The sequence below is a fragment of the Streptomyces sp. NPDC024555 genome (assembly GCF_055559335.1).
Genome location: NZ_JBVHKV010000004.1, coordinates 90,269 through 110,746, shown reverse-complemented (window position 1 = coordinate 110,746; position 20,478 = coordinate 90,269). Strand labels below are relative to the sequence as shown.

At 73.0% G+C, this 20,478-nt stretch carries 14 protein-coding genes; 1 reads left to right on the top strand and 13 read right to left on the bottom strand.

The genetic code is table 11. From position 1 onward, the window contains the following. Positions 1–10 precede the first annotated feature (10 nt). The 12 genes from ACZ4FH_RS08175 to ACZ4FH_RS08120 all read right to left on the bottom strand — a co-directional run bounded on the left by ACZ4FH_RS08175 (position 11) and on the right by ACZ4FH_RS08120 (position 16,429). On the bottom strand, positions 11–1,276 hold the full coding sequence (locus ACZ4FH_RS08175) for a PP2C family protein-serine/threonine phosphatase (protein WP_467303189.1): 1,266 nt from the start codon (positions 1,274–1,276) through the stop codon (positions 11–13). Then, positions 1,273–4,020, bottom strand: coding sequence for a tetratricopeptide repeat protein (locus ACZ4FH_RS08170; RefSeq protein ID WP_467303188.1), 2,748 nt, complete (start codon positions 4,018–4,020; stop codon positions 1,273–1,275). The genes ACZ4FH_RS08175 and ACZ4FH_RS08170 overlap by 4 nt, the downstream gene beginning before the upstream one ends. A gap of 103 nt (positions 4,021–4,123) precedes the next feature. Continuing rightward, positions 4,124–5,455 (bottom strand): hypothetical protein, encoded by a 1,332-nt coding sequence (locus ACZ4FH_RS08165; protein WP_467303186.1) that lies wholly within the window; start codon positions 5,453–5,455, stop codon positions 4,124–4,126. A gap of 130 nt (positions 5,456–5,585) precedes the next feature. After that, positions 5,586–6,632 (bottom strand): glutamate ABC transporter substrate-binding protein, encoded by a 1,047-nt coding sequence (locus ACZ4FH_RS08160; protein WP_467303184.1) that lies wholly within the window; start codon positions 6,630–6,632, stop codon positions 5,586–5,588. 11 nt (positions 6,633–6,643) lie between these two features. Continuing rightward, entirely contained in the window at positions 6,644–8,038 is a 1,395-nt protein-coding gene (locus ACZ4FH_RS08155; RefSeq protein ID WP_467303182.1) for a hypothetical protein, read from the bottom strand. Between the two features lie 369 nt (positions 8,039–8,407). Next, the gene (locus tag ACZ4FH_RS08150; RefSeq protein WP_467303181.1) at positions 8,408–9,382 is read right to left on the bottom strand and encodes an N-acetylglucosamine kinase; all 975 of its coding nucleotides are present in this window, start codon (positions 9,380–9,382) and stop codon (positions 8,408–8,410) included. Beyond that, positions 9,373–10,638: a 6-phospho-beta-glucosidase gene (locus ACZ4FH_RS08145; protein WP_385110053.1), complete on the bottom strand. Its 1,266-nt coding sequence runs from the start codon at positions 10,636–10,638 to the stop codon at positions 9,373–9,375. The genes ACZ4FH_RS08150 and ACZ4FH_RS08145 overlap by 10 nt, the downstream gene beginning before the upstream one ends. Positions 10,639–10,641: 3 nt before the next feature. Beyond that, complete coding sequence (locus ACZ4FH_RS08140) at positions 10,642–11,541, bottom strand: carbohydrate ABC transporter permease (protein WP_467303180.1); 900 nt, start codon at positions 11,539–11,541, stop codon at positions 10,642–10,644. A gap of 1 nt (position 11,542) precedes the next feature. Further along, entirely contained in the window at positions 11,543–12,484 is a 942-nt protein-coding gene (locus ACZ4FH_RS08135; RefSeq protein WP_467303179.1) for a carbohydrate ABC transporter permease, read from the bottom strand. 10 nt (positions 12,485–12,494) lie between these two features. Continuing rightward, positions 12,495–13,832, bottom strand: coding sequence for an ABC transporter substrate-binding protein (locus ACZ4FH_RS08130; protein WP_467303178.1), 1,338 nt, complete (start codon positions 13,830–13,832; stop codon positions 12,495–12,497). 129 nt (positions 13,833–13,961) lie between these two features. Then, complete coding sequence (locus ACZ4FH_RS08125) at positions 13,962–15,197, bottom strand: ROK family transcriptional regulator (protein ID WP_467303177.1); 1,236 nt, start codon at positions 15,195–15,197, stop codon at positions 13,962–13,964. Positions 15,198–15,358: 161 nt separating this feature from the next. Beyond that, positions 15,359–16,429, bottom strand: a complete 1,071-nt coding sequence (locus ACZ4FH_RS08120) for a mechanosensitive ion channel family protein (RefSeq protein WP_383633453.1) — start codon at positions 16,427–16,429, stop codon at positions 15,359–15,361. A gap of 375 nt (positions 16,430–16,804) precedes the next feature. On the opposite strand from ACZ4FH_RS08120, the gene ACZ4FH_RS08115 reads away from it, so the two are divergent. Next, the gene (locus ACZ4FH_RS08115) at positions 16,805–17,341 is read left to right on the top strand and encodes an HNH endonuclease (protein WP_383633449.1); all 537 of its coding nucleotides are present in this window, start codon (positions 16,805–16,807) and stop codon (positions 17,339–17,341) included. Between the two features lie 37 nt (positions 17,342–17,378). On the opposite strand, the gene ACZ4FH_RS08110 is transcribed toward ACZ4FH_RS08115, so the two are convergent. Continuing rightward, positions 17,379–20,387 carry a beta-N-acetylglucosaminidase domain-containing protein gene (locus tag ACZ4FH_RS08110; RefSeq protein ID WP_467303175.1) on the bottom strand — a complete coding sequence of 1,003 codons (3,009 nt, stop codon included), beginning with the start codon at positions 20,385–20,387 and terminating at the stop codon, positions 17,379–17,381. Positions 20,388–20,478: the final 91 nt, after the last annotated feature.

Genomic DNA, 20,478 nt, shown 5'->3' with positions numbered 1-20,478 from the left:
GGAACGGGACTCACCCCCTGCTGTAGGCGGATCCTGCCCCCTGCGCCGGTACGGCGAACGGCACCAGGGCCACTGTTACGTTGTCGTGGCCCCCGCCGTCGAGCGCATGGCCCACCAGCACCTGGGCACCGTGCAGCGGCCGTTCGTACGCCTCGGCGGGCATCGCGGCGGCCATCTCGGCGGCCGACTCCGCGTAGTTCCACAGCCCGTCCGTGCAGACCACGACCACGCCCGGCCGGTCCGGTTTGAACGAGGCGGTGTGCGGCTCCAGTTCATAGGCGTCCGCGCCGAGCCAGCCGGTGATGGCGTGGGCGCGCTCGTCGGCGTACGCCTCCGCCTCGTTCATCAGCCCGGCCGCGACCATCTGCGCGGCCCACGAGTCGTCCTCGGTGAGCCGGGCCGGCGGGCCGGTGCGGTCGGTGGGCACCCAGTACACCCGGCTGTCGCCGACCCAGCCCACGACCAGCAGTCCATTGGCCATGACCGCGCCGACCAGGGTGCACGCCGGAGCGTTCTGGTGGCGGTGCGGCTCGTGCTCCGGCGCCCCGGACGGGTCCAGGGCCAGCACGTTGACCGCCTCGGCGGCGGCGACGATCGCCTCGTGCATCGCCTGCTGCGGATGCGTGCCGCGCGGCAGCGCCTCCAGCAGCGACTCGTTGGCCGCGGACGCGGCGGCGGCCGAGGCCTCGTCGGGGCGGCTCGCCGACGACACCCCGTCGCAGACGATCGCGACGACGGCCGGGGTGCCGTCCGGCAGCGCGGTGGTCGACACCGCGAAGGAGTCCTCGTTGCGGTGGTGGCGCAGTCCCCGGTCGCTGACCGCCGCGACCGAACCGAGCTCCAGCTCCATGTGGTCGCGCTCGCGCGGCTGGGCGTGGCCGCAGTTCTCGCAGTAGCCGTCGTCGTCGACCCGGCCGGCCCGGCAGGCCACGCAGACCTTGCCGCCGGCCGCCGGGGCGGGCGACGGATCGGTCCGCGGATCGGCCGTCGGGGCGGCCGGTGCGGCGGGCACGGGCGGCGCGGCGGGCGCGGCCAGCTCGAAGTCGCCCGAGTCCGCCGCCCCTTCGGGCGCGGTCGCCGGAGGTGCCGGGGGCGCCGGGGGCGCCGCCGGGCCCGGCGTGGTGATGGCGACGGTCGGACGGTCCGGCGGCGGCTCGGGGACGGCCGAGAGGTCGTACCCGCAGGCACCGCAGAACAGGTCCCCCGGTTCCAGCGGCTCCGCGCAGCCGGGGCACATCGACAGGGCGGACGCCTGGTGGTTCTGCTCCATGTTCACACCCACGTTCGGGGGCGGAAACGGTTGGCCCGCTCCACCAGTTCGATCCTCTCGTCGCCGGGCTCCGCAAGCCGGGCGAGCATCCGGTACGAACGCTCCAGCCCGAAACGCAGGCCGCGCTCGTCCACCTCACTGCCGAGCAGCGTCCTCGGCCCCTGCGCCCCGGCGTACGGAGCGGACTGCGGGTCCGGGGCACGGGCCGCGGGACTCCCGGAGAGTACCCAGTCCAGGGCGGTGCCCAGCACCTCGGCCGACAGCCGCTCCCGGCGCACCGCGTCGAGCCCCAGCCCGGCCAGCCCCGACACCTGGTCCGAGGCCGCCGTCAGGTCCGCCATCAGCGGCTCGTCCGGGGCCCGCTCCCGCAGTCTCGCCCGCACCGCTGCCACCCGGGCCGCCGTGTAGTGGATCGACGCCTCCGGCACCGACTCCAGCGTCCGCACCGCACCCGGCCGGTCCCCGGCGGCCAGCTGCACCCGGGCCAGACCGAACGCCGCGCTCACGAAGCTCGGATCCGTCATCCACACCAGCCGGTAGTACTCGGCGGCGTTGTCCAGCTGGCCCAGCACCTCCGCGCAGATCCCCAGCGCCAGCTTGGGCGCGGGCTCCCCGGGGAACGCGTCGTACACCGCGTCGAAGGACAGCGCCGCGTTCTCCCGGTCGCCGGTCACCAGCGAGGTGAGGCCCCGGCACCAGACCACGCGCCAGTCGTCCGGGTGCTTCGCCTCCAGCGCGGTCAGCGTCTCCACCGCCGTGCCGACGTCGCCCATCTCCAGACAGGCCCGCAGCTCGCGCAGCCGGGTCTCCAGCGAGGCCGCGGGCACCGCCCGCAGTGCGGAGATCAGTTCGGCGGGGGCCGAGGCCATCACCCCGGCCAGGAAGCCCGCGTTGGGGTCCGCCGCGTCGACCCGCGGCACCGGCAGCGCCAGCGAGGTCGCGCGCACGTCCAGCCCGGCCAGCCGGGGCCCCGGCCCCGGGGCCACCGGGACGGAGGCCGCGACCGCCGCCCGGGGCGCCGGGACGACGGGCTGCGGCGGTACGGGAGGCGGGGCGCCGCCGTTGCCCGGGGCGCCGCCGCGCACATGGGTGGCCGAGGAGGGCACCGGTCCGGCCCCGGCGGTGAAACCGGGCGGCGGGGCGGACGGCAGCGCGCCCGGGGCCGGGGCCGCGAGCGGCTGCGCGGGCACGGCGGGCGCCGCCACGGGCGCGGACCGGCCGCGCCGCCCGAACCGGCCGCCGGACTCCGGGGCCCTGGCGCCCAGCCGCGAGACCTCCCCGGTCTGCTCGGCGAACAGCTCCGTGTCGGTGACCCGCAGCTCCGCGCCGAACAGCGTCGACAGCGCCGGGCGCGGCCGCCCCGTCTGGAGCGACACCACCTCGCGCAGCACCCCGGTCAGCTGCTCCGCCATCTCCACGGCCGAGGCGAACCGGCGCGCCGGGTCCGGGTCCGTGGCCCGCACCAGCAGCCGGTAGAAGGACTCGTAGGTGCGGAACACCTCGATGTTGTCCGGGTCCGGCAGCGAGTCCACGAACACGTTCGTGTAGCCCTGGAAGTCGAAGGTGAGGACCGCCAGGGTCCGCGCGACCGTGTACAGGTCGGAGGCGACCGACGGGCCCACCTCGGCCACCTCGGGGGCCTGGTAGCCCACCGTGCCGTAGATGGCCGACTCCTCGTCGTCCATCCGGCGCACCGCGCCCATGTCGATCAGCTTCAGCTGGTCCTCGGTCTGGATCGCGTTGTCGACCTTGAAGTCGCAGTACAGCAGGTTGCGGCTGTGCAGATGGCCCAGCGCCTCCAGCGCCTCGATGCCGAACGCACAGGCCTGCTCCACCGGGAGCGGGTCCCGCTTGCCGGCCGGTGTACGGCGCTCGTTGGCGATCTCCTTGAGCGATTTGCCGCCGACGTACTCCATGACGATGTAGCCGTCGAGCGAACCGGTGCGCTGGTCCAGGTGCTCGACGAAGTTGTAGATCCGGACGATGTTGGAGTGCTCGATCTCGGCGAGGAAGCGGCGCTCCGAGATGGCCGCCGCCATCGCGTCCTGGTCACCCGTGTCCAGCAGGCCCTTGAGGACCACCCACCGGTCCGAGACCGCCTTGTCCACCGCCAGGTACACCCAGCCGAGCCCGCCGTGCGCCAGGCATCCGGCGACCTCGTACTGCCCGTGCACCACATCGCCCTCGTGGAGCTTGGGCACGAAGGAGTACGGGTGGCCGCACTTGGTGCAGAAGCCCTCCGTCCGCCCCGGGCGCTCGCCCCGGGCCCGGCCCACCGGAGCCCCGCAGTCCGACCGCGAGCAGAACCGCTTGCGCTCGGGCACCTCCGGGTTCTCCATCACGGCGGTCCGCGGATCGGGGCGCGGCACGTCCGGGACGAGCACCAGACCGGCGCCCAGCCGGTTGCGGCCCGAGGCGTTCGTCGACTTGGCCGAGGAGCGCACCGAGACCGAGCGCGAGGTGCTGCGGCCCGACAGGGCGCGCGACAGCCGCCCCGACACCGAGCGGCGCGAGGTCGAGGAGCGGGAGGAGCGCGAGGAGTGCGCCGACCGCGACGAGGCCTGCGAACTGCTGCGTGCCGAGGAGCTGTTGCTGCCCCGGCCGCCGCCCGCGACGCCCGTGGGCGGCGAGGCGATCATCCCGCTCGGCGAGACGACCGGCGCCAGCCCGCAGGTGTCGCAGTACAGCTCACCGCCGCCCATGTCCTCGTAGCTGCCCTCGCACGCGGGGCGCTGGCACTGCGTACTCATCGTCATTCCCCCTGTCCGCCCCGGAGCCGAACCGGCCACGATGCTCCGTCACTACCCGTCGCGCGCACCCCGCGCACCCCGTGCGCCCGGGGCCCCGGGCCCCTCACGCGGGGCCCCGCCGGTCCTCGGGCCCCGAGGGCCCCCGCCCGGCCATCAGATCCAGCGCCGCGTCCTGATAGCGCTGCACCGCCCCCGCCGCGACCCGCAGATCGCACGGCGCGCTCCACAGCATCCGGCGCGCCGCGTCGTACCGCTCGATCAGCACCGGATCCTCGGCCAGCCCGTGCCGGGCAACCTTCGCCTTGTACGCGTCGAGCCGGCCGCGCAGTTCCGCCCGCACGGCCAGCGGCGCGGTCACCGCCGTCAGTTGCTCCCGGGCCCGCTCCAGCTCCTCCTCCGCCTGCCGCTCCAGCGCGTCCAGCAGCGGCGACAGCCGGTGCCACTGGGCGTGTCTGCGGTACTCGGACGCGGCGGCCAGCCGCTCCTGGAGGACGGTCGGCGGGCCGTTGACCACCGGCACCTCGGAGGCGGCGATCTTCGCCAGCACCTCGCCGCGCGCCGCCCTGGCCTCCGCGAGGGTGCGGTCGGCCCGGGAGAGGACGTCCCGCAGCTGGACCAGCCGCTGCTCGGCGTCCTGCCGGACCCCGAGCACCGCCTCGACCTCCCGGCGCACCTCGTCGAGCGCGCGGGCCGCCCAGTCGTAGCGCGCGGTGTCCGGACGGCCGCCGCCGGGCGCCGAACTGCCGGGCCCCGGCAGCCAGAAGGCCAGCGGATCGGAGACCACCTGCCTGCGCAGCGTCGCCAGCTCCTCGGTGATGGACTCCAGATCGTCGCCCGCCGGATGCTCCCCGGGCCGGACGCCCACCGAATGCGCCAGCGAGTGGGTGCGGCGCAGTTCGGCGGCGAGCAGGTCTATCCGGGCGGGCATCGCCGACCACACCGCGTCCGAGGCGACCACCATGTCGAGCGAGCGCGCGTACAGCTCGTTCATCCGGCCGACCAGCTCCTCCAGCGAGAAGCGCTCGGAGAGCCGGGCCGGACCGGCCGCGGGGTCCTGGGCGCCCGCGGTGTGCGCCACGGTGACGCCCTGGTCGCGCAGGAGTTCGGTGAGGGCCACCAGGTCCTCGCGGTTGGGCTGGCGCCGCCTGGCCCGTATCGTGCGCGCCCGGTCCAGCGCGCCGGTGTACGCGTCGAAGTACGCCCAGAGCAGGGTGATCGCCTGTTCGGTGCCGGCCCACCGCTCGCGGGTGACACCGGTCAGCTCGGCACCCTCCAGGAGCCGGCGGCCGGCGTGGTCCTGAAGCGCGAGGAGCGAGGTCTCGATCGCCTCGTGCTCCGCACCGAGCCGGGCCAGCGCGCGGTCGGCCTCGTCCCGGTCCATGACCGGACCGGGAGGCCGGGCCGCGTAGCTGGGGAAGGGGCCCGCGACGCCCATCGATCACCTCTCCGCATCTCCCCGCCGGGCGGGGCCCGGCAGGATCCGTACTGCCCATCCGCGGTCCGGGTGCCCGCGTTCCTACAGTCTGGCCCCGGTCCGCGGTCCCGGCGGGACCTCCGGAGGCGTGCTAGGACCGGTACTTGGGCGCCGGCGGGCCCTTGACACCGGGCAGACCGTCCTCCAGCCAGGCGCGGTAGGACCGCATCCACGGGCTGTTCGCCCCGCCTGCGCGGTAGTCGACGAGCACCTGGTTGACCCGGGCCACCAGATCGTCGGCGCCCTTCTTCGCGGCCACGCCGTAGTACTCGGTGGTGAAGGGGTCGCCCTTCAGCTCCACCGCCGGGTCCTGCGCGGCCTGCCCGGCCGCGAGCGCGTTGTCCGTGACGACCGCGTCGACCTCGCCCATCTGGAGCCGCACCAGGCAGTCCAGCTGGTTGGGGACGGTCAGCAGGTCCTCGTCGGCGGCGGTGCCGTCGTGCTCGTCCTTGTAGACCGAGCCGAACGACTCCTTCTCCAGCGCCTCGTAGGCCGTGGACCCCTCGGCGGTGCAGATGCGCTTGCCGGCCAGCGAGGAGTTGAAACCGGTGATCGCCGAGTCCGCCTTCGAGGCGAGGACCTGCTGACCGGCCTGGAAGTACGCCGTGGAGAACGAGACCTGCTTCAGCCGGGCGCAGTTGATCGTCATGGTCCGCACGACGACGTCGACCTTGTCGTTCTCCAGTGCGGCGATGCGCTGGTTGGTCGGGATCGCCCGGAAGATCACCTTGTCGGGGCTGCCCAGGATGTCCTTGGCCAGCGCCCGCACCAGATCGATGTCGAAGCCCTCCAGATCACCGGACTCCGGATTGCGGAAGCCCCACTGGAAGCTGTTCTGGTCCACGCCGGCGATCAGCTTGCCGCGCTTCTTGATCTTCTCGATGGCCGGGCCGTCGGCGCCCGACGGCGGCAGGCTGGCCTCCGGGTCCGTGCAGTCGTCGGCCCGCGCCTGGACGGCGTGCGCCGTGCCCGCGCCCGACGCGTCCGCGCCCAGCGCGTCCTTGGTGCCGTGGGAGAGCGGCAGCAGGGTCAGCGACGCCGTCAGCGCGCACGCCGCCGCCATGGCGCTCACCCCGCCCCAGCCGCGCAGCCGGCGCGGCCGGTCCGCGCGGTCCGCCCCCGGGTCCTTCCGAGTCATCGCTCCCCCTGTCACCGGAACTCCGAGAGCCTGCGGTTGATCCCGACGATCGCCGCGACCGCGCCCACGACCGCCAGCGCCGCGGCCCCGATCGGCAGCCCGCCCAGCGCCCCGCGCCCGTCCTTCGCGGCCTCGGTGAACTCGGCCTGCTCGTGCGTGATCGCCTTGTGCAGCGCGTCGTCCACCTGCTTGAAGGACTCGCCCGTCGACCCCTTCGACCCGATGATCAGCTCCAGCGCCGCCTCGTAGTCGCCGTCGTCGTCGGCCTTGCGGGCCGTGCGGTGGCGGGACTGCCACTCACCGACCGCCGAGACGGCGGCGGCCACCGGCTCGCTGCCCGGGGCGTCGCCGTCGGCGAGCTTCCCGGCACGGGCCAGCTCCTCGCCCAGCGCCTTCATGCCCGTCCCGTAGTCGGTCTCGTACTTGTCGTTCTTGCCGTCCGCCGTGAGCACCGCACCGCGCGCGACCACGGTCAGGTTCTCATTGGCGCGGGCCTTGAGCGAGTCGATACGGGCCCGGTTGAGCACATCGAGGGACCGCTGGCCGTGCGCGTTGGCCTCCGCCAGATCGGAGCGGGACACCGTGTGCCCCACCGCCAGCCAGAGCAGCACCACCGTGGCGGCGGCGGTCGCGGCCAGCAGACCGTGGTTGAACACCCGGTTCGTCCTGCGGTAGTTGCGCCGCTGCGCCCAGAACAGCACGGCCAGTGCCACGACACCGGCGGCCAGCGAGAGATACGGCCAGGTGCGGGCGGCCCGGTAGTCCTGGTCGAGCCGGTCGGTCTCCGCCGTGTACAGCCGCTCGGCGGCCGGCAGCAACTCGTTCGCCATCTTCTGGTTGGCGTACCGCAGATAGGCGCCGCCCAGCGGCAGCCCCTGCCGGTTGTTGGCCCGCGCCCGCTCGATCAGCCCGGTGTAGCGCGGGAGTTCCTCGTTGAGCTTGGTGATCTCCTGACCGGAGCGGGTCGAGGAGTCCGTGGTCGCGGCGGCCTCCACCAGCAGCCGGGAGGCGTCGTCGATGTCCTTCACGTACTGGTCGTGGACCTCGCGCGGCTCCTGCGGACCGGCCAGGAAGCCGCTCGCCGCCGCCGCGTCGGCGTCGGCCAGCGAACGGTAGATGTCCGCCGCCTTGGCGCTCAGCGGCTGACTGCGCTCCACCACGTCATTGGCCGCCGCCGCCCGGTCGTTGATCTCGAAGGCCGTGACGGCCCCGAACGCGACGACGAGCAGCGCCAGCACGGCCCCGATGATCTGGAGCCGGCCCGGCTCGGTGGTCGCCGCGGCCCGCAGCCGCTCCGTCACCAGGGTCCGGGCACTGTGCTGCGGCGGTACGGGCACGGCCGCCGGCACCGGCTGCCGCTCCGGCGCGCGCTCGGGCGCCGGGCGCACATTCGGCGGGTATGTCACTTGACCTCCCCCTCGGTCACTGACGGTGGCCCGCCCCCCGGCCGATCGGGGGACTGGTACCCGGCCAGAAGTATGGCCGCAGGGAACCGCGTCCACATCGCGAACGCCCGGATCCTGCACCGGTCCATGGAGCGGCCGGTGGTGACCGGCCGCGGTCCAACAGCATTCGATCAAGCCGGACGCCGTCGATCAAGCCGATCGGCGGCGCAATCCCCGGGGCGGAGCGATCTCCCCCACCATGAACACGCCCGGGACCACTGATCGGTTCCCTGCCGGCCGGGGCCCCGAAGCGCCCCGCCGCCCGCCGGAGGGGGCCGGCGGACGGCGGGGCGCCCGGGGTGAACGGTGCGGAGGAGGGGCGACGCGGTGTCAGACGTACTGCGCGCGCAGCCTGCTGTGCACCTCGGGCGCCGCGCCCGTGTGGTCCAGGCCCAGCAGCCCCGCGCCCAGCACCGGGGACTGGGTCACCACGCGCACCACGGCCTTCGGGGCGCGCGCGGCGAGCAGTTCGGCGATGCGGTCGTCGACCTGCGGATGACGGGCGGCGAGCACGCTGCCGCCCAGCACCACCGGAACCTCCTCGTCGAGCAGCCCCAGCCGGGACAGCGCGACCGAGGACAGCGCCACGACCTCGTCGGCCAGCCGGTCCACCAGCGCGCGGGCCACCGGGTCGCCGTCCCGCGCCGTGGCGAAGAGCACCGGCGCCAGCTCGTGGCGCCGCGCGCCCTCGATCCGGCCCAGGTGCAGCGCCTCGATCAGCGCGTACATCGAGTCCAGACCGAAGTGGGCCGGCAGCGTCCGGGCCAGCTCGGTCGGCTCGCCCCGGCCGTCCTCGGCGCGCGCGGCGAACCACATCGCCTCCTCGGACAGCCCCGAACCGCCGCCCCAGTCACCGGAGATCCGGCCGATCGCGGGGAAGCGCGCGTTCCGCCCGTCCGGCACCATGCCGACGCAGTTGATCCCCGCGCCGCAGACCACGGCCACACCGCGCGGCTCGTCGACGCCGGCCCGCAGGATCGCGAAGGTGTCGTTGCGCACCTCCACGGTGCTGCCCCAGCCGCGCTCCCGCAGCGCCTCGGTCAGCTCCTCCTCCTCGACCGGCAGATCGGCGTTGGCGAGACAGGCCGACACATGGGCCACCGGCCCCGCGTCCGGGCCGGCCGCGGCCAGCACCCGCTCCACCGCGGCGCCCAGCACGTCCACCGCCGTCGTGATGCCGACCACCGGAGGCTGGAAGCCGCCGCCGCGGGCCGTGGACAGCACCGTGCCGTCCGCACCGATGAGGGCCACATCGGTCTTGCTGTTCCCCGCGTCGATCGCGAGGACGGAACCGTTCACGCCCACGAAAGGTGCTCCCGGTTGTGCGCGATCAGCTTGTCGGTGAGCGCCTCGGCGTACTCGAACTGGCCGATCAGGGGGTGCGCCAGCAGCGCCTTGAACACCCGGTCGCGGCCCCCGTGCAGCGCGGCGCGCAACGCCAGGTCCTCGTACGCCGTGACATCGGCGATCAGCCCCGCGTACAGCGGGTCCACGGCGTCCACGGCGAGCGGCGTCGCGCCCGAGCCGTCGACCTTCGCCTGCACCTCGATGACGGCGTCGTCCGCCAGGAACGGCAGCGTGCCGTTGTTGTACGTGTTGACCACCTGGTGCGTCGAACCGCCGCCGCCCAGCAGCGAGGCCGCCAGGTCCACGGCCGCCTCCGAGTAGAAGGCGCCGCCGCGCTTGGCGAGCAGCTCGGGCTTCTCGTCCAGCGCCGGATCGCCGTACATCGCGAGGAGTTCCTTCTCCATCGCGGCCACCTCGGCCGCCCGCGAGGGCTTGGTGCCCAGCTCCCGCACGACCTCGTCGTGCGCGTAGAAGTACCGCAGGTAGTACGAGGGGACGACGCCCAGCCGGTCGACGATCGCGCGCGGCATGTGCAGATCGTCCGCGATCGCGGCGCCGTGCTCGGCGATCAGCCGGGGCAGCACGTTCTCCCCCTGGGGGCCGCCGAGGCGCACCCCCAGCTCCCAGGTCAGATGGTTGAGCCCGACGTGGTCCAGGTGGACCTCGGCGGGGGCCACGTCCAGCAGCCGGGCGAACTTGCGCTGGAAGCCGATCGCCACGTTGCACAGGCCGACGGCCTTGTGGCCGGCCTGGAGCAGCGCCCGGGTGACGATGCCGACCGGGTTGGTGAAGTCGATGATCCAGGCGTCCGGATTGGTGCGGCGGACCCGCTCGGCGATGTCCAGGACGACCGGGACGGTGCGCAGGGCCTTGGCGAGGCCGCCGGCCCCGGTGGTCTCCTGCCCGATGCAGCCGCACTCCAGCGGCCAGGTCTCGTCCTGGTTGCGGGCGGCCTGGCCGCCCACGCGCAGCTGGAGCAGGACGGCGTCGGCGTCGGCGACGCCCGCGTCCAGGTCCGAGGTGGTGACGATCCGCCCCGGGTGGCCCTGCTTGGCGAAGATCCGCCGGGCGAGTCCGCCGACGAGGTCGAGCCGGTCGGCCGCCGGGTCGACGAGCACCAGCTCCTCGACCGGCAGGGTGTCGCGCAGCCGCGCGAATCCGTCGATCAGTTCGGGGGTGTAGGTGGACCCGCCACCCACTACTGCGAGCTTCATGCTTCAGCCCTTTACTCCGGTCAGTGTGACGCCCTCGACAAAGGCCTTCTGTGCGAAGAAGAAGACGACGATCACAGGGGCCATGACCAGAACGGTCGCGGCCATGGTCAGGTTCCAGTCGGTGTGGTGTGCGCCCTTGAAGGACTCCAGTCCATAACTCAGCGTCCAGGCCCCCGGGTTCTCGGAGGCGTAGATCTGCGGGCCGAAGTAGTCGTTCCAGGCGTAGAAGAACTGGAAGAGGGCGACCGCGGCGATGCCCGGCTTCGCCATCGGCACGACGACGCGCAGCAGGGTGCGCAGTTCGCCGCAGCCGTCGACCTTCGCCGCGTCCAGGTACTCGTTCGGGATGGTCAGCAGGAACTGGCGCAGCAGGAAGATGGAGAACGCGTCGCCGAAGGCCATCGGGATGATCAGCGGCCAGAGCGTGCCGGACATGTCCATCTGCTTGGCCCAGAACAGGTACATCGGGATCACGACGACCTGCGGCGGCAGCATCATCATCGAGATGACGAGCATCAGCGACAGATGCCGGCCGCGGAAGCGGAACTTGGCGAGCGCGTACGCCACGGGCAGCGAGGACACCACCGTGAGGACGGTGCCCAGACCCGCGTACAGCAGGGTGTTCCGCCACCAGGTCAGAAAGCCATCTGTTTCGAATACCTGTTTGTAATTGCTCCATTCGAAGGGATGCGGCCACAGATCGCGGGTGAGCGCCTGCTGGTCGCTCATCAGCGAGGTGAGCACGAGGAAGACGAAGGGCAGCACGAAGAAGAGCGCCGCCGCGACGCCGAGGGAGTGCACACCGATCCAGTGCAGCAGCGCCTTGCGGCGGGCCGTACGGGCGGCCGGGGTCTCCGGGGCGGCGGGGCCGGCCGCCCGGGGGGTGTCGAGGACCTGCGCCATGTCAGTCACCTGCCTGGATCAGTCCGCTGCGGCGTCGCATCAGCAGTGCGGTGAACGCCATGGCGAGGACGAAGAGGACGAGCGCGATCACACAGGCGGAGCCGTAGTCGAAGCGCTGGAAGCCGAGGTTGTAGACGAGCTGCGGAAGGGTCAGCGTCGACTTGTCGGGATAGCCGGGCTCGAACTGCTGCCCGGAGCCGCCCATCACGCCCGAGGCGACCTTTCCGGCCACCAGCGGCTGCGTGTAGTACTGCATCGTCTGGATGATGCCGGTGACCACGGCGAACATGATGATCGGCGAGATGTTCGGCAGGGTGACGAAGCGGAACCGCTGGAACGAGCCGGCCCCGTCCAGCTCCGCCGCCTCGTACTGCTCCTTGGGTACGTCCAGCAGCGCGGCCATGAAGATCACCATCAGGTCGCCCACCCCCCAGACCGCCAGCGCGGTCAGGGCCGGCTTGGACCAGGTGGCGTCCGTGAACCAGCCGGGCGTGCCCAGCCCGAGCCCGCCCAGGATCGAGTTGACCGGTCCGGTGCCCGGGTTGAGCAGGAAGACGAAGCCCAGGGTCGCGGCGACCGGCGGTGCCAGGTACGGCAGGTAGAAGAGCGTCCGGAAGACCCCGGCACCCGTCTTGATCTTGGTGATCAGCATGCCGACGCCGAGTCCGAACACCACCCGGCAGGTCACCATGACCACGACCAGCCAGAGCGTGTTGCGCAGGGCCGGCCAGAACATCGGGTAGTCGTTGAAGACGAACGACCAGTTCTTCAGCCCGCTGAACTCGGGGGGCGTGAAGCCGTCGTAGCTGGTGAAGGAGAAGTAGACCGTGGAGATCAGCGGGTAGGCGAAGAAGACGCAGAACCCGATCAGCCACGGCGACATGAAGGCCGCCGTCCGAAGCGCCGCACGGCGGCGCTTCGAACGGAGTGTGTACGTGCTCATCGTTCCGGCTCTACTTCGCCTGGTCGATCGCCGCGTCGATCTCCTCGGCGGTCTTCTTCAGACCCGCCGCGATGTCCGTCTGCTTGCCCTTCTCGACGTCGAAGCCGAGGTTCTGCAGGGACGTGAGGTACGCGCCGCCGTTCACCGAGGGCGGGGTGGTCGTCGACTTCGGGTTCGCCGCGATGTCCAGGAAGGTCTTGAAGCGGGGGTCGTACTTCAGCTTCGGCGACTTCAGCGCCTCCAGCGTGGAGGGCACGTTGTGGATGGCGTTGGCGAAGTTCACCACCGCGTCGGTGTCGGTCGTCATGAACTTGACCAGCTCCCAGGCGGCGTTCTGCTTCTTGGAGGTGGTCGGGATCCCGGCGATCGTGCCCGTCAGATAGCCCTTGCCGTAGTCGGCGGCGTCCGCGTCGGGAACGGGCATCGGGGCGACCCCGATCTCGAACTTCGGCTTGGTCTCCTCGGCCATGCCGAGCCGCCACTCGCCGTCCAGCTGCATGGCCACCTGGCCCGTGTGGAACGGGTGCTTGGCGCCCCACTCGTCACCGAAGCCGGTCCGGAACTTCTCCAGCTTCGCGTAGCCGCCGAGCAGGTCGACGAGCTTCTTCTGGTTGGTGAGCATCGCGGTGAACGCCGGGTCCTTCGCGATGTTCGACTTGCCGTCCGCGTCGAAGTACGCCGGGTTCCAGCTGCCGAGGTAGTGCTCGGTCGTCGACTCGTACCCGTGGTAGTTCGGCATGAAGCCGAGCTGCTCGTACGTGTCGCCCTTGGTCTTCGTCAGCTTCTTCGCGTCGGCCGCGAACTCCGACCAGGTCTTCGGCGGGCTCGCGATCCCGGCCGCCTTGAACGCGTCCTTGTTGTAGTACAGGCCGTACGCGTCACCCAGCAGCGGCACCGTGCAGCGCACGCCGTTGAACTGCGTGTACTCGTTCATCGCCTTCGGGAAGGTCGCGTCCGCGTCGATGCCGTCCTTCTTCAGGAACGGGTTGAGGTCGACGAACGCCTTCGACGAGCAGAACTTGCCGACGTTGTTCGTGGTGAACGAGGAGACGACGTCCGGCGCCTTGGAACCGCCCGCGCGCAGCGCCTGGTTGATCTTGTCGTCGGTCATGTTGCCGACGACCTTCACATGGATGTTGGGGTGCGCCTTCTCGAAGGCGGCGATCGTCGCCTCGATGCCCTTCACCTCGCTCGGGGCGCTCCAGCCGTGCCAGAAGTTGATGGTCGTCTCCTTGGACGCGTCATCACTGGCACCGGAGTCGCTCTGCCCCGTACAGGCGGAGGCGAACAGGGCTATCGCGGCGGTCACGGCGAGCGCGGCGGCCGGCTTCCGGCGGTTTCCGGACATGGTGGTGTCTCCCGGGGAAGGGTTGGGACGGGGAAGGGACCTGCGAGAGAGATACGAGCGATACGAGGGATACGAGGGATACGAGGGATACGAGAGGGGTACGGGGGTCGGCCCGGGGGGTCCGGGCGGTCAGCGCGAGGTGTCGAAGACCTCGTCGCGGGTGGTGACGAGGGCGCTCTCCAGCGCGCCGCGCAGGACGGGACGGTGGGTGACCCGGCCGGCGATCAGCCGGGGCCGGGACGCGGCGAGTTCGGCCAGCTCGGCGGCGATCCGGAGCCGCAGCGGTTCGCCGCCGCGGGCGATCAGCTCACCGGAGAGCACGACGACCTCGGGATCGAGGACGGCGACGAGGGAGGCGAGACCGGTGGCCAGCCCCGTGGCGTAGCGGTCGAGGAGCACGCTGTACGGCCCCTCGTAGCCCCGCTCCACGGACGCGGCCGCCCGCTCCACCAGCCCGGCGGCGATCTCGTGGTGGGTGCCGCCGGCGCGCACCGCCTCGTCGTCGATGCCCAGCTCGCGCGCCAGCCTGGCCAGCACCTGGGCACCGGCCAGCTCCTGGAAGCCGCCCGCGTTGGCCTTGGTGACCTGGCGGACCAGCGGGGCGCCCGGCACCGGCAGGAAGCCGACCTCCCCGGCGCCGCCGGTGAAGCCCCGGTGCAGCCGGCCGTTGATGACGAGGGCGGCGCCCAGGCCCTCCTCGTTCCACAGCAGGACGAAGTCGCCGTGGCCCCGCGCCGCGCCGCGCCGCTGCTCGGCCACCGCGACGAGGTTGACGTCGTTCTCGTACTCGACGGGCATCGGCAGGAAGGCGGCCAGCTCGTCCAGGAGCGTGGGGGAGTGCCAGCCGGGCAGGTGCGAGGCGTACCGCAGCCGCCCGGTCCCCGGGTCGAACGCCCCCGGGGTGCCGATGACGACCCGGTGCACGTCGGAGCGGGTCAGCCCGGCCTCCTTGACCGCCCCGTCGAGCGCCCGTGTCACCTGGCCCACCACACTGTCGGCGCGCCGCCCGGGAACGCGTCCGGGGGTCCGCAGCTCGAACTCCCCGACCGTCTCACCGGTCACATCGGCCACGGCGGCGACGATCCGCTGCGCGTTCACATCGAGTCCGGCCACATGCGCCGCCGACGCGTTCACCGCGTACAGCTGCGCGTTCGGCCCCGGCCGCCCGGCTGCCGTCCCCGTCGCCACGACGAGCCCGGCCGCCTCCAGACGGGCCAGCAGCTGCGAGGCGGTCGGCTTGGACAGCCCCGTCAGCTTCCCGATCCTGGTCCGCGACAGCGGTCCGTGCTCCAGCAGGAGATCGAGGGCGGCCCGGTCGTTCATGGCGCGCAGAACGCGGGGGGTGCCCGGTGTGGTCCCGGCCATGTCACTGCACCTGCCCTCTGTCGACCTCTGTTAGGAAACTTTCCTATTCGGTGAGAGGACGGTAGGGCGCAGGTCACCGAAGCGTCAATGGCCCGCACCGGGGTGGCAACCAAAGCGTTACCTGGGCCGGTGCGGGCCATCGGGGGAAGGGAAAGCGGCGGCTACTTCGCCATGTTCGGCGACGACGGCGGTATCGGGGTCGTCGCCAGGGACTGGGGGGAGGTCGCCGAGGCGAAGGCCGAGGGGGCGGACATGCCCGCGGTGGGGTCGGCGGGGGAGGGGGCGTCCGACTGCGCGGGGATCTCGCCGATCATCTGGATGCCCGCCCGGTCGAAGGCGTGCTTGATGCGCCAGCGCAGTTCGCGCTCCACGCCCACGGACTTGCCGGGCATGGTCTTGGCGCTCACCCGGACCGTCATGGAGTCGAGCAGGACCGCGTCCAGGCCCAGCACCTCGACCGGGCCCCACAGACGCTCGGTCCAGGGGTCCTCCTTGGCCATCGCGGCGGCGGCCTCGGTGATCACCTCGCGGACCCGCTCCAGGTCCTCGGTGGGCCGGACCTGGACGTCCACGCCCGCGGTGGACCAGCCCTGGCTGAGGTTGCCGATCCGCTTGACCTCGCCGTTGCGGACGTACCAGATCTCGCCGTTGTCGCCGCGCAGCTTGGTGACGCGCAGTCCGACCTCGACGACCTCGCCGGAGGCGACGCCCGCGTCGATGGTGTCGCCGACGCCGTACTGGTCCTCCAGGATCATGAAGACGCCGGAGAGGAAGTCGGTGACCAGATTGCGGGCGCCGAAGCCGAGCGCGACACCCGCGACACCGGCCGAGGCCAGCAGCGGGGCCAGATTGATCTGGAAGGCCCCCAGGATCATCAGGGCGGCGGTGCCGAGGATCAGGAACGAGGCGACCGAGCGCAGGACGGAACCGATCGCCTCCGAGCGCTGCCTTCGCCGCTCCGCGTTGACGAGCAGCCCGCCGAGCGCGGTGCCCTCCACCGCCTGGGCGCTGCGGTTCATCCGCTCGATGAGTTTGGTCAGGGCGCGGCGGACCAGAATGCGCAACGCGACGGCGATGGCGGCGATGAGCACGATCCGCAGACCGGTGTTGAGCCAGGTGGACCAGTTCTCCTCGACCCACCCCGCGGCGTTGCCGGCCTGCTTCGCGGCCTCGTCCAGCGAGCCACCCGGCTCGGGCGACGGTGCGGCGGCCAACAGGGCGGACAGGGACACGGTGAGACCTCCGGTTGGACGAGCGCGGGACAACCACACTAACGGGGTAACCGGAATGGCCGGTTGCCATGATCGACGGGAGAGACACGGCTCACTCGGGGAGACGTACGAGGCGGGCGGGGTGTGGCGCGGGCGGCGCGACGACGGGTGCGCGGGCGCCCTGTGGCCGATCGCACACCGCACACGCGCCCGGCCCGAGGGGCGCGCACGCGCCTGATCCGGTGCGCGGCGGCACCCGGAACGCGGCGCTCCGGAGAAAAATCCCTCCAGCCCGTTACCCGCACGTGGTGGCGCTCCGACCAGGCAGGAGGGGAGACTGAGACCGGATCGTCCCGGCGCGAGCCACGCGCCGCCGGCGTACAAGGAGGCGTCCACGTGCCGCATGTCCTGGTTCTCAACGCGTCGTACGAGCCGCTCGGCGTCGTACCGCTCCGCCGCGCACTCGTCCTCGTCCTGGAGAACAAGGCCATCTGCCTGGAGGAGTCCGGCGCCTTCATGCACAGCGCCACCCGCGTCGTCCCGGCCCCCAGCGTGGTCCGTCTGAAACGGTTCGTGCGCATCCCCTACCGGGGACCGGTCCCCCTGACCCGCCGGGCGCTCTTCGCCCGGGACGGCGGGCGCTGCATGTACTGCGGCGCCGCCGCCACCAGCGTCGACCACGTCATCCCGCGCAGCCGCGGCGGACAGCACGCCTGGGACAACGTGGTGGCCGCCTGCCGCCGCTGCAACCACGTCAAGGCCGACCGCCATCTGCCCGAGCTCGGCTGGCGGCTCCACCAGGAGCCCGCCCCGCCCACCGGACTGGCCTGGCGGATCATCGGCACGGGCCATCGCGACCCGCGCTGGCTGCCCTATCTGCAACCCTTCGGCGCCGACGACGCGATGGCCCGGATCGACGGCGTGTCCGCCTGAGATCCGGGCCATCGCGTCTTTCGGCGTGCGGCCGCGTCTACGGGGCGTCCGCCACCGCGTACGCCCGGACCGACCAGAGCGAGTAGCCGTACTCGGTGGCGCGCCCGTCGCCCTGGACCCGGAGGAAGCGGGTGTCCTTCGCGTCCATCCGGACCGACTCCTGCCCGCCCCGGCCGTCCCGGACGGTGGCCGCCGTGCGCCAGGTGCGGCCGTCCGCCGAGACCTGTATGCGGTAGCGGGAGGCGTACGCGTCCTGCCAGTCCAGCACCACCCGGCCCACCCGGGCCGGCTCGGGCAGCTCGGCCTGCCACCAGGAGCCGTCCTCGGCCGGTGAGGACCACCGCGTCTCCGGGTCCCCGTCGCTCGCGGCGGAGGCCGGGAAGTCCGGGGTCTCGTCGGCGGACGAGGACGCGGTGGCCGTCCGTAGCAGATCCGGCCCGCCCGTACGGGGGAAGGCGCGGACGGTCAGCGTGGTCTCCTCGGCGCCGAAGGAGAGCGGCACCTCGTACGCCCCGGCGGGCGTCCCGGCCGGCACGGTGATCTCCACCGGCACCTCGGTACGGGAGCCGCGCGGGACGGTCGTCTGCTTGGGCAGGTGCACCTCGATGCCCTTGGGCGCCTTCGCGGTGAGCGCGCCGCGCACCTCGGCCGGGCGCCGGGCCGAGAGCCGGGCCGCCACCTTCTGCGGACCGCCGCCGATCTCCGCGTCCGTCTCGCCGCGCTCCAGATCGAGCCGGGCCACCGGCTCGTCGCCGAACCACGGCACGAGCGCCCGCACCGTGGGCGCCACCGCCCCGGCGGACGGAGCGGCGCCCGCCAGCGGCGGAATGACCAGAGGCGGCGGGGTGACGATCACGGGGGAGGCGGACGGCCAGCTGATCCGGACCGCGTCGACCCGCAGGCCCTGGCCGGACGCCTGGGTCCAGCCGCTCGCCGACAGGGTGCCGAGCGCGCGCCAGCCCTCGCCCGGCACATGGGCCTGGACGGTCGTCCCGGCCGCCGGCACCTCGGCGCCGGGCTCCGTCATCGCGGTGACCGCCTCCAGCGGGCGGACCCGGTCCAGCCGCACCGTGTAACTGCCCGGTGTCCGGGTCACCTCGCCCCGGCCCCGGTCCGAACCGGTCCAGGCGTCGGCCTCCTTGCGCACCCGGTCCAGGAAGGGGCCGAGCACCCCCTTGCCGACCGTCGCACCGCCCGCCTTCACCGCCCGGACCGCCGGCTCCAGGGCCAGCGAGGCCTGCCAGGCCGCCGCCCCGTCCCCGCGCGCCTGCGCCATGAGGAGATCCACGGCCAGTTCCCCGGCCCGGCCGTAGCGGGACAACTGCTCGCTCCACGGCCGCACTTCGTCGTCGAGCCGCCCGCCGGCCAGCCCGGCCAGCCGTTGCGGGGTCTCGCGCATCACCGTGAACGCCGCGCGCAGCCGGCGGGCCGCCTCCGCACGGCCGGCCGCGCCCTCGGGCCTGCGGGACGACCAGAACGCGTCCAGCAGCGGACGCAGATACGCCGACTCGTCGCCGCCCAGCACCGACCCCGCGCTGTTGCCCGCCAGCGCGCGCAGCGCGTCCCGGCTGCGGGCGTCGCCGCCCGCGAGGTCGTCCAGGGCCGCCTGCCAGGACTCCTGCGGCCGGTACCCCTTCGGGTTCCAGGCGAAGTCCGCCGCGGTGAACAGCGGTATCCGCGAGGCGGACGGCTGCTCCATCGCGTTGGCCAGCAGCGCCGCCGAGCCGATGGCGACGGCCGGATCGCGGCCGGTGTACGGGCCGAGGAAGATGCGGTCCTGGGCGTAGTCGTTGACCGGATAGTTGTCCATGGTCACCAGCGGATGGCGGAACGCGGTGCGCGCCCCGGCCAGTTCGCCGCCGGTGATGGTCCGCGGCACCACCCCGACCCCGGTCCAGGCCACCTGCACACCCGGGTCCAGCTCGCGGGCGAGCGCCGTGCGGTAGTCCGTCGCCCCGTCCTGGTAGAACTCCGTCGGCATCATCGACAGCGGTTCCGCCCCCGGATGGCGCTCCGCCAGATGCCGGGCCACCGCGCTCACCACCCGGGCCTGTGCGCGGGCCGCCGCCTCGGGGCCCCGGCCGAAGGTGTCCGCGTCGGCCGAGCAGTGCCACTCGCTGTAGCTGACGTCCTGGAACTGCACCTGGAACACCCGGAACCCGAGCGCCCACATGGCGTCGATCTTCTTCGTCAGCGCCTTCAGATCGCGGTCCGACGACAGACACATCGACTGGCCCGGTGCCACCGCCCAGCCGAGCGTCACATGCTCGGCGGCGGCCCGCTCGGCCAGCGCCCGGAAGCCGGCGCGCCGGTCGGCGGGGTACGGGTCGCGCCAGCGGTCCTGGCGGTACGGGTCGTCGCCCGCCGCGTAGAGGTACCGGTTCTGCTTGGTGCGCCCCATGAAGTCGAGCTGGGCCAGCCGGTCCTGCTGCGACCAGGGCTGCCCGTAGAAGCCCTCGGTCATCCCGCGGACCCCGCCGGCCGGCCAGTCGCGGACCGTGACCCCGGCGACGCGCCCGTCCTCGATCAGCTGACGCAGTGTCTGCACGGCGTGGAACAGCCCGTCCTCACCCACCCCGTCCACGGCGACGGTGTCCCGGCCGGCGACCCTGCCGACCGCGATCCGGTAGCCGCCGGAGGGGAGATCGGCGCGCTCCGGCGCGTGCAGGGCGCGCAGTGCCTCCTCGGCAGCGCTCCCGCCGAACCGGATCACCGGGCCCTTCCCGGACGGCTCCGTGGAGACCGTGCGGACCCCGGCGTCGCTCAGCACCCGGCGCAGCGCGGTGACCGCGTACGGATCGGCCCCGTCGGCGGCGAGCAGCGTCACCCCGTCGGAGAGCCGGACCGCGGAGCCGGCCGCCGTGATGCTCTGCGGCCGCGGCCAGACGGCGGGCGGGGCGGTGCCGTCCTCGCGGTCGGGGGTGGTGACGGCGGGCGTACCGGGCGCCGAGGGGGCGGCGACGGCGGCCGGGGTGCCGGCGGAGAGCAGCCCGCCGAGCACGGCCACGGCGACCGCCGTCGCGTGCTTCCTGCGCCTGAGCCGCATGCCTGTCTCCCTCGCTTCCCGCCGGTGGGCTCCGAGCCCACCACCCGCGCGCGAGGGTGTCAATGCGCGTGGTCGTTGTGGTGCAAATGCC

Excerpts from the sequence above, each read along its gene's own strand:
- ACZ4FH_RS08170 (WP_467303188.1), bottom strand. The coding sequence starts at position 4,020 with ATGAGTACGCAGTGCCAGCGCCCCGCGTGCGAGGGCAGCTACGAGGAC.
- ACZ4FH_RS08165 (WP_467303186.1), bottom strand. The coding sequence starts at position 5,455 with ATGGGCGTCGCGGGCCCCTTCCCCAGCTACGCGGCCCGGCCTCCCGGT.
- ACZ4FH_RS08160 (WP_467303184.1), bottom strand. The coding sequence starts at position 6,632 with ATGACTCGGAAGGACCCGGGGGCGGACCGCGCGGACCGGCCGCGCCGG.
- ACZ4FH_RS08145 (WP_385110053.1), bottom strand. The coding sequence starts at position 10,638 with ATGAAGCTCGCAGTAGTGGGTGGCGGGTCCACCTACACCCCCGAACTG.
- ACZ4FH_RS08140 (WP_467303180.1), bottom strand. The coding sequence starts at position 11,541 with ATGGCGCAGGTCCTCGACACCCCCCGGGCGGCCGGCCCCGCCGCCCCG.
- ACZ4FH_RS08135 (WP_467303179.1), bottom strand. The coding sequence starts at position 12,484 with ATGAGCACGTACACACTCCGTTCGAAGCGCCGCCGTGCGGCGCTTCGG.
- ACZ4FH_RS08130 (WP_467303178.1), bottom strand. The coding sequence starts at position 13,832 with ATGTCCGGAAACCGCCGGAAGCCGGCCGCCGCGCTCGCCGTGACCGCC.
- ACZ4FH_RS08125 (WP_467303177.1), bottom strand. The coding sequence starts at position 15,197 with ATGGCCGGGACCACACCGGGCACCCCCCGCGTTCTGCGCGCCATGAAC.
- ACZ4FH_RS08110 (WP_467303175.1), bottom strand. The coding sequence starts at position 20,387 with ATGCGGCTCAGGCGCAGGAAGCACGCGACGGCGGTCGCCGTGGCCGTG.